This window comes from Chryseobacterium indologenes (assembly GCA_016025055.1).
Lineage (GTDB): Bacteria > Bacteroidota > Bacteroidia > Flavobacteriales > Weeksellaceae > Chryseobacterium > Chryseobacterium indologenes.
This window is the reverse complement of record CP065590.1, coordinates 1,686,617-1,699,971: the sequence shown is the minus strand read 5'-3', so window position 1 is coordinate 1,699,971 and position 13,355 is coordinate 1,686,617. Positions and strand designations below refer to the sequence as shown.

General features: G+C 38.1%; 14 protein-coding genes and 2 pseudogenes. 7 read left to right on the top strand and 9 right to left on the bottom strand.

The window, feature by feature from the left end; translation table 11 throughout:
• Positions 1-23 precede the first annotated feature (23 nt).
• The 4 genes and pseudogenes from accD (at position 24) to H3Z85_07625 (ending at position 3,676) form a co-directional block, all read left to right on the top strand.
• Positions 24-877: pseudogene (accD, locus tag H3Z85_07640) on the top strand (acetyl-CoA carboxylase, carboxyltransferase subunit beta).
• Between the two features lie 54 nt (positions 878-931).
• Positions 932-1,441 carry a hypothetical protein gene (locus H3Z85_07635; GenBank protein QPQ53217.1) on the top strand — a complete coding sequence of 170 codons (510 nt, stop codon included), beginning with the start codon at positions 932-934 and terminating at the stop codon, positions 1,439-1,441.
• A 301-nt stretch (positions 1,442-1,742) separates the two neighbouring features.
• Positions 1,743-3,152 (top strand): spore maturation protein, encoded by a 1,410-nt coding sequence (locus tag H3Z85_07630; GenBank protein QPQ53216.1) that lies wholly within the window; start codon positions 1,743-1,745, stop codon positions 3,150-3,152.
• A gap of 134 nt (positions 3,153-3,286) precedes the next feature.
• Positions 3,287-3,676 carry a hypothetical protein gene (locus H3Z85_07625; GenBank protein QPQ53215.1) on the top strand — a complete coding sequence of 130 codons (390 nt, stop codon included), beginning with the start codon at positions 3,287-3,289 and terminating at the stop codon, positions 3,674-3,676.
• Positions 3,677-3,868: 192 nt separating this feature from the next.
• Here the strand turns inward: H3Z85_07625 and H3Z85_07620 are convergent, their stop codons facing one another.
• The 4 genes from H3Z85_07620 to H3Z85_07605 form a co-directional block, all read right to left on the bottom strand.
• Positions 3,869-4,753 (bottom strand): ferric siderophore ABC transporter substrate-binding protein, encoded by an 885-nt coding sequence (locus tag H3Z85_07620; GenBank protein QPQ53214.1) that lies wholly within the window; start codon positions 4,751-4,753, stop codon positions 3,869-3,871.
• Between the two features lie 20 nt (positions 4,754-4,773).
• The gene (locus H3Z85_07615) at positions 4,774-5,172 is read right to left on the bottom strand and encodes a biopolymer transporter ExbD (protein QPQ53213.1); all 399 of its coding nucleotides are present in this window, start codon (positions 5,170-5,172) and stop codon (positions 4,774-4,776) included.
• A gap of 78 nt (positions 5,173-5,250) precedes the next feature.
• The gene (locus H3Z85_07610) at positions 5,251-5,955 is read right to left on the bottom strand and encodes a MotA/TolQ/ExbB proton channel family protein (GenBank protein QPQ53212.1); all 705 of its coding nucleotides are present in this window, start codon (positions 5,953-5,955) and stop codon (positions 5,251-5,253) included.
• A gap of 172 nt (positions 5,956-6,127) precedes the next feature.
• A complete protein-coding gene (locus tag H3Z85_07605) occupies positions 6,128-6,589 on the bottom strand; it encodes a hypothetical protein (protein ID QPQ53211.1) in 462 nt (153 codons plus the stop codon).
• Positions 6,590-6,758: 169 nt separating this feature from the next.
• Between H3Z85_07605 and H3Z85_07600 the strand changes: the two genes are divergently transcribed.
• Positions 6,759-8,555, top strand: coding sequence for a DUF885 domain-containing protein (locus H3Z85_07600; protein QPQ53210.1), 1,797 nt, complete (start codon positions 6,759-6,761; stop codon positions 8,553-8,555).
• A gap of 76 nt (positions 8,556-8,631) precedes the next feature.
• A complete protein-coding gene (locus H3Z85_07595; protein ID QPQ53209.1) occupies positions 8,632-9,078 on the top strand; it encodes a DUF1572 family protein in 447 nt (148 codons plus the stop codon).
• A gap of 235 nt (positions 9,079-9,313) precedes the next feature.
• On the opposite strand, the gene H3Z85_07590 is transcribed toward H3Z85_07595, so the two are convergent.
• A complete protein-coding gene (locus tag H3Z85_07590; GenBank protein QPQ53208.1) occupies positions 9,314-9,934 on the bottom strand; it encodes an endonuclease III in 621 nt (206 codons plus the stop codon).
• A gap of 33 nt (positions 9,935-9,967) precedes the next feature.
• Between H3Z85_07590 and bcp the strand changes: the two genes are divergently transcribed.
• The gene (gene bcp, locus H3Z85_07585; protein QPQ53207.1) at positions 9,968-10,417 is read left to right on the top strand and encodes a thioredoxin-dependent thiol peroxidase; all 450 of its coding nucleotides are present in this window, start codon (positions 9,968-9,970) and stop codon (positions 10,415-10,417) included.
• Between the two features lie 61 nt (positions 10,418-10,478).
• On the opposite strand, the gene H3Z85_07580 is transcribed toward bcp, so the two are convergent.
• The 4 genes and pseudogenes from H3Z85_07580 to H3Z85_07565 all read right to left on the bottom strand — a co-directional run bounded on the left by H3Z85_07580 (position 10,479) and on the right by H3Z85_07565 (position 13,354).
• Positions 10,479-11,012: a GNAT family N-acetyltransferase gene (locus tag H3Z85_07580; protein QPQ53206.1), complete on the bottom strand. Its 534-nt coding sequence runs from the start codon at positions 11,010-11,012 to the stop codon at positions 10,479-10,481.
• Positions 10,981-11,646, bottom strand: coding sequence for a hypothetical protein (locus H3Z85_07575; GenBank protein QPQ53205.1), 666 nt, complete (start codon positions 11,644-11,646; stop codon positions 10,981-10,983). Before H3Z85_07575 ends, H3Z85_07580 begins: the two co-directional genes overlap by 32 nt.
• 33 nt (positions 11,647-11,679) lie before the next feature.
• Positions 11,680-12,731, bottom strand: a pseudogene (locus H3Z85_07570) (mannose-1-phosphate guanylyltransferase).
• Positions 12,732-12,763: 32 nt separating this feature from the next.
• Positions 12,764-13,354, bottom strand: coding sequence for a SprT-like domain-containing protein (locus tag H3Z85_07565; protein QPQ53204.1), 591 nt, complete (start codon positions 13,352-13,354; stop codon positions 12,764-12,766).
• Position 13,355: the final 1 nt, after the last annotated feature.

The following is a 13,355-nucleotide window of genomic DNA, read 5'->3' as shown; positions in this document are numbered from 1 at the left end:
TTATACATTAATACAATTTAAAAATGGCATTCGACTGGTTTAAAAGAAAAGCAAAAAACATTACCACCTCTACTGATGAAAAAAGGACGTTCCCAAAGGCCTATGGCATCAGACTCCATCAGGAAAAGTTGTGGAACATGATGAACTAAAGAGAAATAACTACGTTTCTCCTGAAGACGGATTTCATGTAAGAATAGGAAGTGCGGAATTTTTTGACATCCTTTTTGACGGCGGTAAATTCACCGAACTGGATGCCAATGTTGAAAGTATTGATATCTTAAACTTTAAAGATACAAAACCTTATAAAGACCGTTTAAAGGAGGTAAAAGCAAAGACAAAACTTACGGATTCCATTAGAAACGCAGTAGGCACTGTAAAAGGAACTGAAATGGTGGTTTCATGTATGGATTTTGCCTTTATCGGAGGATCTTTAGGTTCTGTAATGGGTGAGAAGATCAGAAGAGCAGTAGACTACTGTATCCAGCACAAACTTCCGTATATGATCATCTGTCAGTCCGGAGGAGCAAGAATGCAGGAAGCTACATATTCTTTGATGCAATTAGCTAAGGTACAGGCTAAATTAGCTCAGCTTTCCGAAGCAGGGCTTCTGTACATCGCTTACCTTTGTGACCCTACTTTTGGAGGAATCACCGCTTCATTCGCAATGACCGCTGATATTATCATGGCTGAGCCGGGAGCATTGATCGGTTTCGCGGGACCAAGGGTAATCCGTGAAACAATCGGTAGAGATCTACCGGAAGGATTCCAGACATCAGAATTCTTACAGGAAAAAGGATTTGTTGATTTCATTGTAAAAAGAACTGAAATTCAGGACACTGTTGCTAAAACCGTTAATTTATTAGCTGTAAAAGCATAATCCCTGTAACAAAAACAATACAGTCTCTCTCTAATTAGGGAGAGATTTTTATTTATGAGGACTTTTAAAATATTTTTTGATACCATCCGGAGTATGAGTTTTAAAAAGATTATGCGTCTTTTATCTCTTGTTCTCCCCCATCCTCTTTTCTCATTATTAAGCTTTTACGCAACCGTCAAGGCATTCACCATAGCACAAAAGAAATTTCCCGACACGGCTTCCAACAATGGGATAGGAAATGCTTTCAGACATGCTCTGTGGTGCTGCTTCATCATGATGTACTGCTGCAAAATCTCATCCCCAAAAAAGGCTCTGGAATTCTGCAAAAGAATGACAGATATGCACGAGGAACTGTTTCCCAATAAACCTCTGGAAACCAAAATGGACCTTCATAACAACAAGTTCGGAATGGACTATTTCATGGAAATGCTTCCCGGGATCCACCGCCAGTTTTTTGAAAAAAGTTTCTTCGTAGACGGACTGGTCAAAAAAATGGATGACGCTAAGGTTTTGAGAAATGTGGATGATGACTTTGAGGGACACCTTGTTTACCTGGAAGAGTAATTTTTTTTATTGTAAACACTAAAGATTGCAATGGAAATATAAAGCTTTATGCATATTTTCATTCGAAAGGGCATTTCATTCAGCGATATTCCATAATTGAAGTCCCCATTACTTAGTGCTGACGCCTGTGCGAACGAGAAAAATCATTTCCCATTATTTAGAAACTTTGCGAACACTGCGTCAAAATAGTATAAAGCTGCAAACCATCATTAGCACTCTTTCATACCGGAATTACAAAAGACTTTAGTTATTTTTGTGGTTTAAAGTATTTTTGATAAGTTTAAACAATTAAATCAATCAGATGGTTCTCAGCAGAATTTGGTCGGCTTTTATTATCATTGCCATTGCCATTGCCAGTATAAAATACATTTCATCAAGCAACTACAAAACCATTTTTAATGATATGGTGGTTGGGAAAGGCGGTGATACCGTGCAGATTGCAGCCCAGCCAATATCAGCAGTTTCCCCTGTCGTAAAAGACAGTTTGATGAAAAAAACAGATTTTGCTGACGGCAGAATCCATTATAAAACAACCGACTCCCTCAAACAAAATGTAAAGGTTTATCGAGTTCAGGAAGCAGATGGCGTGATCGGAACCTCAGAAACCGCTGTAAAAATATGTCTCGGCCTGATTGGAATCATGACGCTTTTTATGGGGTTCATGAGTATCGCTGAAAAGGCAGGAGGCATCAATCTTTTAAGCCGGTTTATCCAACCGTTCTTTTCAAAACTATTCCCGGATATTCCTAAAAACCATCCGGCTTTCGGGCATATGCTGATGAATTTCAGCGCCAATCTTCTGGGCTTGGACAATGCCGCGACTCCATTTGGATTAAAAGCTATGGAAAGTCTCCAGACTTTAAATCCGAATAAAGATACTGCCAGCAATTCACAGATCATGTTTCTCTGTCTTCATGCGGGAGGAATGACCCTGATTCCGGTATCCATTATCGCCATAAGAGCATCAATGGGCTCCAAAACTCCGACAGATATCTTTCTCCCATGTATGATTGCCACCTTTGCCGCAACATTGGCTGCGATGATTATTGTTTCTTTATACCAAAAGATCAATCTTCTCCGTCCGGTAGTTATTGCTTATGTAGGTGGTATTTCAGCCATTATCGCTTTACTCGTAGTCTATCTGGTACAATTGAGTAAAGATGAGCTGGATGATTTCAGTAAAGTTTTAAGTAACGGGCTTATTCTCTTTATTTTCCTCGCTATTGTACTGGGGGCAGTTTATAAGAAGATCAACGTTTTTGATGCCTTTATTGAGGGAGCAAAAGAAGGGTTTACAACCTGTGTAAAGATTATTCCTTATCTGGTAGGAATGCTGATCGCTATTTCTTTATTAAGAACTTCGGGTGTATTTGATGTGATTATTGACGGAATGAAGTGGGTGGCCAATGCAGCGAGCCTTGACCCTAGATTTGTGGATGGTCTGCCAACGGCCTTAATTAAACCCCTGTCCGGTTCCGGAGCACGCGGAATGATGGTTGACACGATGGCTACCTTTGGAGCAGACAGCTTCCAGGGTAAATTAGCTGCCGTTCTTCAGGGAAGCTCAGATACCACATTCTACGTGATTGCAGTATATTTTGGTGCCGTAGCGGTAAAGAACACAAGATACACGGTAATTGCTATGCTTCTGGCTGATCTGGTGGGCGTTATTACAGCAATTGCGTTGGCATATCTCTTTTTGCCTAGATAAGGTTTCTAATTGGAAGTTCCTGGTCTTTTCCTCGTTAAAAAATATGCAATGAGCTACGAAAAACTTAATTTTATAAAATAGGTCCAATTAAAATGACATAGATAACCCAACTACCGGCAACAACATTAACAATTATGATAACAGATAAAGAATTCACCCTAAGACTCATACGTCAACTAACTCAAGCGTTGGAAAAACTGATTCTGGACAAACCTGAAGAAAGCTTAATGCAGAAAGAACTGGATTTTGATACGCTGATGCGAGATATTTTCAAGATGAACTTCACGGAAGTATCGTCAATGACTAAGGAGGAAATGATTGCTTTAGTCAATGAAAGACAGGAAAGGGATCATAAAGATTATTATGAAATGCTCGGAAACCTCTTCTATTTTAAAAGCAGACAAGAGCCCAACAAAGACTTTCAGGACAAAGCAAAAACTTTTTATGAGCTGTATTTGCAGACAAGCGGGATCTTTGCCCTACCGATCATCAACAGAATAAACGAATTAAAAAAAAGCACTTGAATAAAGTGTTTTTTTATATAGTAAGAACAAAAATCTACGATGTAGTAATACTTGAAGCTGGGAGATGGAAGTCATGAAGGTTACAGAGAATAACTATATGTCTGTTGTAAATCTTCGCGCAGAAGTATATTTTTATGACGAAAAGTTGCTTCCTGCCTACTTCTTTTCAACTTCCGGCAAATCTTGATTCTGCTAGAAGGTAATTTTATACGATCCGGTGGAAGATGTATTGGCTTTTTCTGCTTTTACATATTTCTTCACCCACGTTACTGAAGTGGACGATACACAAGGATCTGAAATACCTCCTGATCTTCTCGCTGAAACTACATTTCCGGCTTTATCTACCGTATACGCAATGGTAATTGATCCGCTGGCTGTACAACTGTGAGAAGGCTGTGCCCCTCCTCTTCCCATTGTTCCCGGGATGTATCCTACCAGCTTTCTGTCGATTCCGACTTTACTGTCACCATTTCCGTCACCTCCCAAAGGATCGCCGGCATTTCCAATACCGTCACCGGTTCCCTGGCTTCCGGCTTTTGTACCTCTTCCTCGGATCAGGTTTCCGATAGCGGCATTTCCTTTTCCGTCGCCGTTTCCGGTTTTAGAATTGGCCGTAGTTGCTCCGGATTTTTTAGTGTTTTTTGAAGCATTGGTACTGGTTGCTTCTTTTTTCTCGGCTTTTTTTGACTCCTCTTTTTTAGGAACTGTATTTTTTGAACTGTTCCCTGTAATGATTTTTTCCTTCGCCTCTACTTTCTTTGGTTCAGGAGCAGGTTCAGGTTTTACCACTGTTTTTGTTTCGGGTACAGGAGTTTCTGCGGGTTCCGGCGTTACTTCCTCCGTGGCAGCAGCTAAGCTTCCCGGTTGTTCTGCGGGTTCTTCAACACCATTTCCGTTTCTGTTGTCTCCGAAGTTCACCAGCATGGTTGTTACCACTTCAGGATCTTTGTCCAGTTCAGGTTTTAATTTATATAAAAAAACAAAAAGCAAAATGGCAGCCCAGATAAGAACAGAAAGCAGGGCGCTCTTGATCCTATCCTTATTTTCTTCATTTCTATTTGCTGTATAGCTTCTCATCTTTGATACTGATTCTTTCCTTATTTATCTTTAACCGTCGCAATGGCGATGTTAAATTTATTTTTTTCGGCAATTTCCATCACAAAAACCACATCTTTGTGCAAAGTATTTTCATCTGCTCTGATGGTAAATGACTTATTAGGCTGGCTGGCCAGTTTATTTACGATAATCTGTTCAAGCTCTCCCCTGTTTACAGGATTGTCATCCACAAAAAATGAGCCATCCGGTTTAATACTTACGGTCACTGGATTAGGGATATTGTCGTCTGTAGCTCCTGCCTTAGGAAGGTTCACATCTATAGCACTTTGATTGGCTGCTGAAGATGTTATCATAAAGAAAATCAGCATCAACAGGATGACGTCAGTCATCGCTGCTAAACTGAATTCCGGATTCGCTTTATTTCTTCTCTGAATTTTCATCTGTTTATTCTACTATTATTAAAGGTCAGATGGAATCGCTTACATCATTATTCCAGACAGCGATTTCATAAGAAAGATTTATAAAGGTTTGTTGATTAAGTCTAAAAACTCTCCAGACATATTCTGAGCCTTCAAAACAAACTTATCGATTCTGGTTAAAAGAATATTATAACAGAAGTTTGCCGGAATAGCAACTGCAAGACCAACAGCCGTTTGTCCCAGAGCAGTATAAATACCTTCAGAAAGTGTTTTTGGTGAGAATGATCCTGTAGCATGAGATAAATTAAAGAACGCAATGATCATCCCGATAACCGTTCCCAAAAGTCCCAACATAGGAGCAATACTCGGAACCACAGCCAAAAGATTCAGGTTTTTCTCCATATTGGCTACTTCTACCTGTGCCTGTGCCTCCATAGCACTTACAATATCCGAAACAGGTCTTCCCAATCTGGAAATTCCTTTTTCAAGGATTCTTCCTTCCGGTGAATTCTGCGTTTTACAGTAGTCACTGGCAGCTTCGATCTTACCCGCTTTGATAAAATCTTCAATATTGTTCATGAAATTGGAATCTGTCTTTGAAGCAAGTCTTTTGATAAAGAAAAATCTTTCAAAAAACAGATACAAAGAAAATACGCCCAACAGCAATACGGTTACCATCACTATTTTAGCGAAGGCTCCTCCATGGAACATGATTTTCCAAAATGAAAATTCTAAATTATCTGTGGCAACTGCGGGTGTAGCGATTTGTGCAAATAAAATCTGTGAAAGTTCCGTTAACAGCATTAATGTGAATTTTATTAAAGTTTCAACGACAAATGTAGTGGAATATTATGAATTGAAGTCTTAAAAATTGCTTAAAAACAACTTAAATTTTGTTATGAAATGATAAATAAGAAATTTCTTTCCAAAAAAAATTTGAAAAGAAATTTAGTATCTGAAAGGACAAAGATATCGGTTAATCTTCGTCTACCTCGATATCATCCTGCTTAAATTCACATTTTAACCTAAAAGGAATTGGTGTATCAGATCCCGTGTAGAAATCATCAATGGTTCCTTTCCAGATGACTTCAAGCTCTCCCTCTTCGTTTCTTTCGAAAAGGAGCTCATTGTCATAAATATAGGCATCTTCATCATCGAAGAGATCTACTTCTGTGTAAGTTTCCTCATCAGAATCATTGATTTTGATAGTTTTTCCTTCTATTTCCGTTGATTCGATAGGAAAATCGAAAACCTCAAGCGAAAGCTGTGGAAAGTTGTACTGTAATGAATCATCATCCACATGATCCAAACTGTCATCCGTTATGATTTCAACCTCTAAAAAGTGTTGCTGGTTGCTGTAAACTGCTTTACAATAAGTATTTCTGATATTGTATTTTAGCGTTTCCTCCGGATGGTAAATTTTTAAAATCCCTTTCATTTTTCCTTAAAAAAGAACTGTAATAATATGATTGTTAAACGTTTTAGACAAAGATAAAAAATTGATTTAAAGTGAAAAGGATTTTGAAAAATAATTTTTTAAAATCAAGCCACATGTTTACTCTCGATACCCTAATAATACTTACTTTTGTTACCATAAAGATTCTGAAATGAAAAAAATTTTGTCAAAAAGTATTTTAGGACTGGGCCTGATGATCGCTCTTGCTTCATGCAAGAAGTCTGATTCTCCTCTTACCAAAGTAACTCCTTCTAATCTGGATTCTATTGCGTCCAATTATTATGAGCAGTATCTTAAATTATATCCTCTTGATGCTACTTCGCAGGGAGATACAAGATACAATGATCAGCTTCCTATCAATATTGATAAAGATTTCATTTCAGGTGAAGTAGCTTTCTATCATTCGGTACAGAAACAGCTGGATCATGTAGATTATAAAACTCTTTCAGATGAAGATAAAGTAATATATGATGTATTGGATTATACTTTGAAAGATAAAATTGAAGCCTATGCCTATCATCCTGAATATATTCCTTTCACCCAATTCGGAGGTCTTCCTTTAACATTTCCTCTGTATGGAAGCGGACAGGGAAGCCAGCCCTTCAAAACCGAAAAAGATTACAGCGACTGGCTTAAAAGAATGGAGAAATTCCCTGAATGGATGGATGCCGCCACAGAAAACTTCCGTGAAGGGATCAATAATAAAGTAGTTCTTCCCAAGAAACTGATTGTCAAAATGATTCCACAGATGAAAGCCGAGGAAATCATTACACCTGACATGGATAAAAATATCTTCTACGGACCTGTTAAGAATTTTCCAAAGAACTTTTCTCAGGCTCAGAAAGACAAATTCTCAGGGTTGTATAAGGAAGCTATTACCAAAAAGATCATTCCTGCTTATACGAAAATGGCGACATTTCTGGAAAAGGAATATTGGCCAAAAGGCAGAGATACGGACGGATATAACAGCCTTCCCAACGGAAATGAAATCTACAGCTATTATGTAAAAAGCTGGACAACGACTAAGAAATCTCCTGAGGAAATAAATAAAATCGGACTACAGCAGGTAGCCATGCTTCGTGCTGAAATGGAAAAGGTAAAACAACAGGTAGGTTTCAACGGATCTCTTGAAGAGTTTATCACTTTTGTAAAAACGGATCCGAAAGCAATGCCTTACAAGACTTCTAAAGATGTTTTAAACGGCTTCAACAGCATTCTGGCGAAGATTACTCCTAAGCTGAAAACGATGTTTAACGTAACACCGAAAACTAAGTTTGAAATCCGGCAGACAGAAAAATTCAGAGAGGCAAGTGCCAGCGCAGAATATATTCCGGGCACTCCCGATGGGAAAAGACCGGGAATCTTCTATGTTCCGCTTCCGGATCCTACAAAGTTCAATGTAACTTCAGGAATGGAATCTCTTTTCCTTCATGAGGCTATTCCCGGGCACCACTATCAGGTTTCTTTACAACAGGAAAATGAAAAGCTCCCCAAGTTTATGAGATTCGGATGGTTTGGAGCGTATGGTGAGGGATGGGCTCATTATTGTGAGACTTTAGGCCCGGAATTTGGGCTGTATACAGATCCTTATCAAAAAATGGGGTATTTAAGCGATCAGATGCTGAGAGCGGTAAGACTTGTTGTAGATACAGGTCTTCATACCGGAAAAATGTCAAGGGAGGAAGCGATCAAATATTTCTTAAGCAACATTTCTTACGATGAAGGAGCTGCAGTGGCAGAAGTGGAAAGATATATGGCAATGCCGGGACAGGCATTAGGATATAAAATCGGATCATTAAGAATCCGTGAACTCAGAGAAAAGTATCAGAAAGAACTGGGAACAAAATTCAGTCTGGCAAGCTTCCACGATGAAGTATTAAGCCAGGGATGCCTTCCTCTGGATGTTCTGAACAGGAAAATGGAGCTTTGGGCTAAAAAACAAAAATAGATAATAGAGAAGGCATTGGATAAAGAACAATGCCTTTTTTATTATTCATGATAAAGTCATTAAAACAAAAACCGATATGATCACAGAAAGCCTACGATCTCTGTACAACAGGGACTTAAACAAATTGAAAACTGAAATAGAAGCGTATCAAAAGGAAGAAAACCTTTGGAAAACGGATAAAAACATTAGTAATTCAGCCGGTAATCTTTGTCTTCACCTGGTTGGAAATCTTAATCATTTCATAGGAACACATCTTGGAAATACAGAGTATGTAAGACAGCGTGATCTTGAATTTTCATTAAAAGACGTTCCGAAAGCTGAACTGATTACAAAAGTTGAAGCTACTGCAGCCATGATTGATTCTGTTCTTTCTCAACTATCCGAACAAGATCTGAAAAACGAATATCCTCTCGTGGTTTTTGAAAGCAAAATGACCACCGATTATTTCCTGATCCACCTGATTGCGCATCTGGATTATCATTTGGGGCAGATTAATTATCACAGAAGGTTATTGGATTATTAAATACATTTCTTTTTTCTTACATGATGTTTTTTAAACCATGTCAAGGTTCAGAACCTTGACATGGTTTATTTATGAACGCAACGACCACAAAGTAATTGTAGCGTTTTCTATTAGTTCGCAAAGACGTTTCACTCAACCAGGGAAATATTATCTTTGCTAAACGAAGTGCCTTCGCGAGCTATTTCAGCATAGTTTTTTATAAAATCTTAGCGAACCTGACGCTATAATAATTGAATTATTTGTCAAACATCATTTTCGTAATAAAATCTTTCTCACCTTTTCCTCTAGCAGGAGAATATTCTCTTCCGTAGAAAATAATCTGAAGATGAAGTTTATTCCATACCTCTTCCGGGAATAGCTTTTTGGCATCACGTTCCGTTTCTACTACATTTTTACCTGATGTTAACTTCCATTGGGTCATCAGGCGGTGGATATGGGTGTCGACCGGAAAAGCAGGGTAACCAAATCCCTGGCTCATGACTACAGATGCTGTTTTATGACCTACTCCGGGTAGCGCCTCCAGCTCCTCGTAAGTCTGAGGAACCACTCCACCGTGCCTTTCCAGAAGAAGCTCTGCCATTCTTTTTAAGTTTTTGGCTTTGGTATTAGACAGTCCTATTTCTTTAATCAATTCTTTGATCTGGAACTCTTCGAGCTTTGCCATTCTTTGGGGCGTTCCTGCCACAGCAAAAAGCTCGGGAGTCACCTGATTAACCTTTTTATCTGTTGTCTGAGCAGAAAGTGCTACAGCAACCATTAAAGTATAAGGATCTGTATGATCCAACGGAATTGGGGTGGTAGGATATAATTTATCCAGTTCTATCTGAACGAGCTCAGCTCTTTGTTTTTTTGTCATGTATCCCTTAAATTTGAACAAAATTAAATTATTATGCTTAAAGTTGGAGATAAATTACCTGAATTTGAAGGACTCAATCAAGATGGGGAAGCTATAAATTCATCAAAATTAATCGGGAAAAAACTTGTCGTGTTCTTTTACCCGCAAGCCAGCACCCCTACCTGCACTGTGGAAGCATGTAACCTGAGCGACAATTATTCTAAGCTTAAAAAAGCCGGATTCCAATTATTGGGAGTGAGTGGTGATTCCATAAAAAAGCAAAAAAACTTCCATAGTAAATTTGCTTTTCCTTATGATCTTATTGCTGATGAAAATAGAGATATCATCGAGAAATTTGGTGTCTGGAAGGAAAAGAAAACTTTTGGGAAAACCTATATGGGGATCGTAAGAACCACATTTATTTTTGACGAAAATGGTATCTGCTCAAGAGTAATAGAAAAGGTAACGTCCAAAACGGCAGCCGACCAGATTCTGGAAGGATAACTGCTGATATTCAGACAGTAAAAAAGCTTTCACAATGTTTGTGAAAGCTTTTTAAATTATCTTATTCTGTTTCATAGTAATTCAACTCTTCTGTTTCTCCGGGAAGAACTACATGTTTTTTAAATTTTAAGCCTAATTTTTCGATCAGTTTCTGGGAAGAAATATTATCTTTTGAAATGATCGCCGATATTTTTGATAGCCCAAACTCATCCATTCCTATGGATTTAACCTTTTGAGCGGCTTCATATGCATATCCTTTTCCTTCGAATTCCTCCAGTAAAGAATATCCGATATCTACAATATCCAGCCCTTCCCTTTCAAAGATTCCTACCGCTCCTACTTTTTCGTTCCCTTCTTTCGTTATTAAAAGATAGTTCCCGAATCCCATTTTTTCAATCTGAGGAACAAATCTGGTCAGGATATAGTTTTCGGCATCTTCAATACTGTTAACATTACGGTTGCCGATATGCTGAATAAATTTCGGCCTGTTATAAAGCTCAAAGACAAAATCTCTGTCTTCACGGGACATTGGACGAAGAATTAATCGTTCGGTCTCATAGGTGTTATTTGCTCTTGGGTGTTTTTCTCGGCTCATCTTTCTTGGGTTCTTCTTTTTTTTCGATCTTTAAAAGTCTCGGATTATTAGCACATTTTTTATTGTAAAGCTCGATGTATGTCCCGTTGTCTTTGACATTCGTTACAGCTCCGGTCGCTTTGTTTACGGTAAGAGTATAATGTGTTTTCTGATAAGGGCATTCCCTGGATGTCAACTTCCCTAAATCGAGGTAATAATTTGAACCGTCTTCATGATAATTGCCTGCCAGATCTTTAAATTCTTCATCAACAATATAGCCGTCTGATGCCAATATGATGGACGCTTCCTGGGCATTATCTATTTTACCCACAAACTTTTTCAGCGCCTCAGCATCGGTGACATAATTGATCTTTCCTCCCTGAGAATAAGCGATATAATAAAAACTATCTTCACTTGGAAATAAATTAAAACCCGAAAACTGAGGAGTATAATTGATTGTTCCTCCGGAAGTTTTAATCTCCTGCCCTTTACCGTAGCTGTTGTACACCAACACCCATGAATCTATTTTATCATCAGGTTCAATCTGTTTTAAAATATTCGGTATACTTGAAAATTTCTTCTTTTCCTGAGCAAATCCTAAAATTCCTGCAAACAGGAATATAAGCATTGTGAATTGGGTTGTTAATTTAATCATAGCCTGGTAATCAGCAGAAAATATACCAAAATTTTACATAAACTTCTCTCCTTTTTTGAAATTTTTCAGATCAAGAACATAATCTTTAATCAACTGATCATTGTTGCGGGGACAAATAAGAAGAGCTTTATCGGTATCTACGATGATATAATCTTCAAGGCCATCGATGATAACGGCTTTGTTATTATTTTTTAGTCGAATGATATTTCCTTTTGAATTATATGATAGCAAATGCTTTAATTTTACCGCGTTGCCATCATTATCTTTCTCTGTATTTTCATAAACGGACGTCCAGGTACCTAAGTCACTCCATCCCAGATCTGACGGAATTACATATACATTTTTTGCTTTTTCAAGAATTCCGTTGTCGATAGAAATTTTCTGAACCTTAGGATAAATGGTTTCTATACAGCTGTCTTCCTTTTCGGAATTGTATTCGCAAGCCATGAAATGCTGCATCATTTCAGGAAGATACAGCTCAAAAGCATGATGAATGCTTTTCACATTCCAGACAAATATACCCGCATTCCAAAGAAAATCCCCGCTTTCTAAAAAGCTTTGGGCAATCTCCAAAATTGGTTTTTCGGTAAATGTTTTAACTTTAAAATATTCCGATCCTTTTTCTCTACAAACTGAATGTATCCATATCCGGTATCAGGTCTTGTTGGGGTAATTCCCAGAGTCACCAGATAATCATGTTTTGACGCTACGTCGAAAGCTAGCTCCACTTTCTCTAAAAAAACATCTTCTTTTAGGATCAGATGGTCTGCCGGCAATACAATCATGGTAGCATTCGGATCAATTTCAGCAATTTTATTTGCCATGTACAGGTTACAGGCAGCTGTATTTTTCATTAAAGGCTCCCCAACGATATTCTCTTCAGGAATTTCCGGAAGCTGCTGATGAGACAGGGCTACATACTCTTTATTTGTAATGACAAATATTTGTTCTTTAGGAATTACCTTACTGATTCTGTCATAGGTTTGCTGAATCATAGTGCGGCCTGTTCCTAAAATATCCTGAAACTGTTTTGGAAATTTTTGCGTACTCATTGGCCAGAACCGGCTTCCGATTCCTCCCGCCATTATCACGCAGTATCTGTCTGATTTTAACATTCTTAGCTACATTTTTCTACCCTCGCTAATGGCTTGAAAGAATACTTCCTTCCAGTAGCCAGGTTCTTACAAAGATAGTTCTTTTTGATCAGACCTTCCAATAAATACTTTTCGTTGCGGTATATAAAAAATTCTCCCTTCTCAAGTTCTTCGATGAAACGGAGGTTATCATCTTGTTTTTCAGTATGAAAATACCTTACAAGATCGGGGCTGGCCATGAAGTTTGCTTTGGGTGATTTTGAAAACCTCAGAATAATAGGTTTCAGGTCTTCATCATACACTTCAAGACTTTCTATGAGCATATTTCTAAAGGTTTCTTTCCATTCATTTCCATGGGGAGAGATCCTTCGACCATATTTTTCAAAAGCAATCAAATGGGCAAGCTCATGGGTAAGCACGAAGAAAAAAAGCTGAGGAGTCAATGTAGAATTGACTGTAATTTCATGCGAATTGTCCGGAAGTTTCCGATAATCTCCCAGTTTAGAATTCCTGTTTCTCGTAACCTTAATATGAATATAGTACTCTGAAAACCAAATTCTTAAATATTTTAATGTATTTTGAGGTAAATATTTCTCTAACGATTGGATAGGCATT

What these genes read in the sequence shown, in the direction of transcription:
- H3Z85_07595 (QPQ53209.1), top strand. Translation starts at nt 8,632, where the DNA reads ATGATCACAGAAAGCCTACGATCTCTGTACAACAGGGACTTAAACAAA.
- H3Z85_07615 (QPQ53213.1), bottom strand. Translation starts at nt 5,172, where the DNA reads ATGAAAATTCAGAGAAGAAATAAAGCGAATCCGGAATTCAGTTTAGCA.
- H3Z85_07565 (QPQ53204.1), bottom strand. Translation starts at nt 13,354, where the DNA reads ATGCCTATCCAATCGTTAGAGAAATATTTACCTCAAAATACATTAAAA.
- H3Z85_07605 (QPQ53211.1), bottom strand. Translation starts at nt 6,589, where the DNA reads ATGAAAGGGATTTTAAAAATTTACCATCCGGAGGAAACGCTAAAATAC.
- H3Z85_07610 (QPQ53212.1), bottom strand. Translation starts at nt 5,955, where the DNA reads ATGCTGTTAACGGAACTTTCACAGATTTTATTTGCACAAATCGCTACA.
- H3Z85_07630 (QPQ53216.1), top strand. Translation starts at nt 1,743, where the DNA reads ATGGTTCTCAGCAGAATTTGGTCGGCTTTTATTATCATTGCCATTGCC.
- H3Z85_07575 (QPQ53205.1), bottom strand. Translation starts at nt 11,646, where the DNA reads ATGATTAAATTAACAACCCAATTCACAATGCTTATATTCCTGTTTGCA.
- H3Z85_07590 (QPQ53208.1), bottom strand. Translation starts at nt 9,934, where the DNA reads ATGACAAAAAAACAAAGAGCTGAGCTCGTTCAGATAGAACTGGATAAA.
- H3Z85_07620 (QPQ53214.1), bottom strand. Translation starts at nt 4,753, where the DNA reads ATGAGAAGCTATACAGCAAATAGAAATGAAGAAAATAAGGATAGGATC.
- H3Z85_07625 (QPQ53215.1), top strand. Translation starts at nt 3,287, where the DNA reads ATGATAACAGATAAAGAATTCACCCTAAGACTCATACGTCAACTAACT.
- bcp (QPQ53207.1), top strand. Translation starts at nt 9,968, where the DNA reads ATGCTTAAAGTTGGAGATAAATTACCTGAATTTGAAGGACTCAATCAA.
- H3Z85_07580 (QPQ53206.1), bottom strand. Translation starts at nt 11,012, where the DNA reads ATGAGCCGAGAAAAACACCCAAGAGCAAATAACACCTATGAGACCGAA.
- H3Z85_07635 (QPQ53217.1), top strand. Translation starts at nt 932, where the DNA reads ATGAGGACTTTTAAAATATTTTTTGATACCATCCGGAGTATGAGTTTT.
- H3Z85_07600 (QPQ53210.1), top strand. Translation starts at nt 6,759, where the DNA reads ATGAAAAAAATTTTGTCAAAAAGTATTTTAGGACTGGGCCTGATGATC.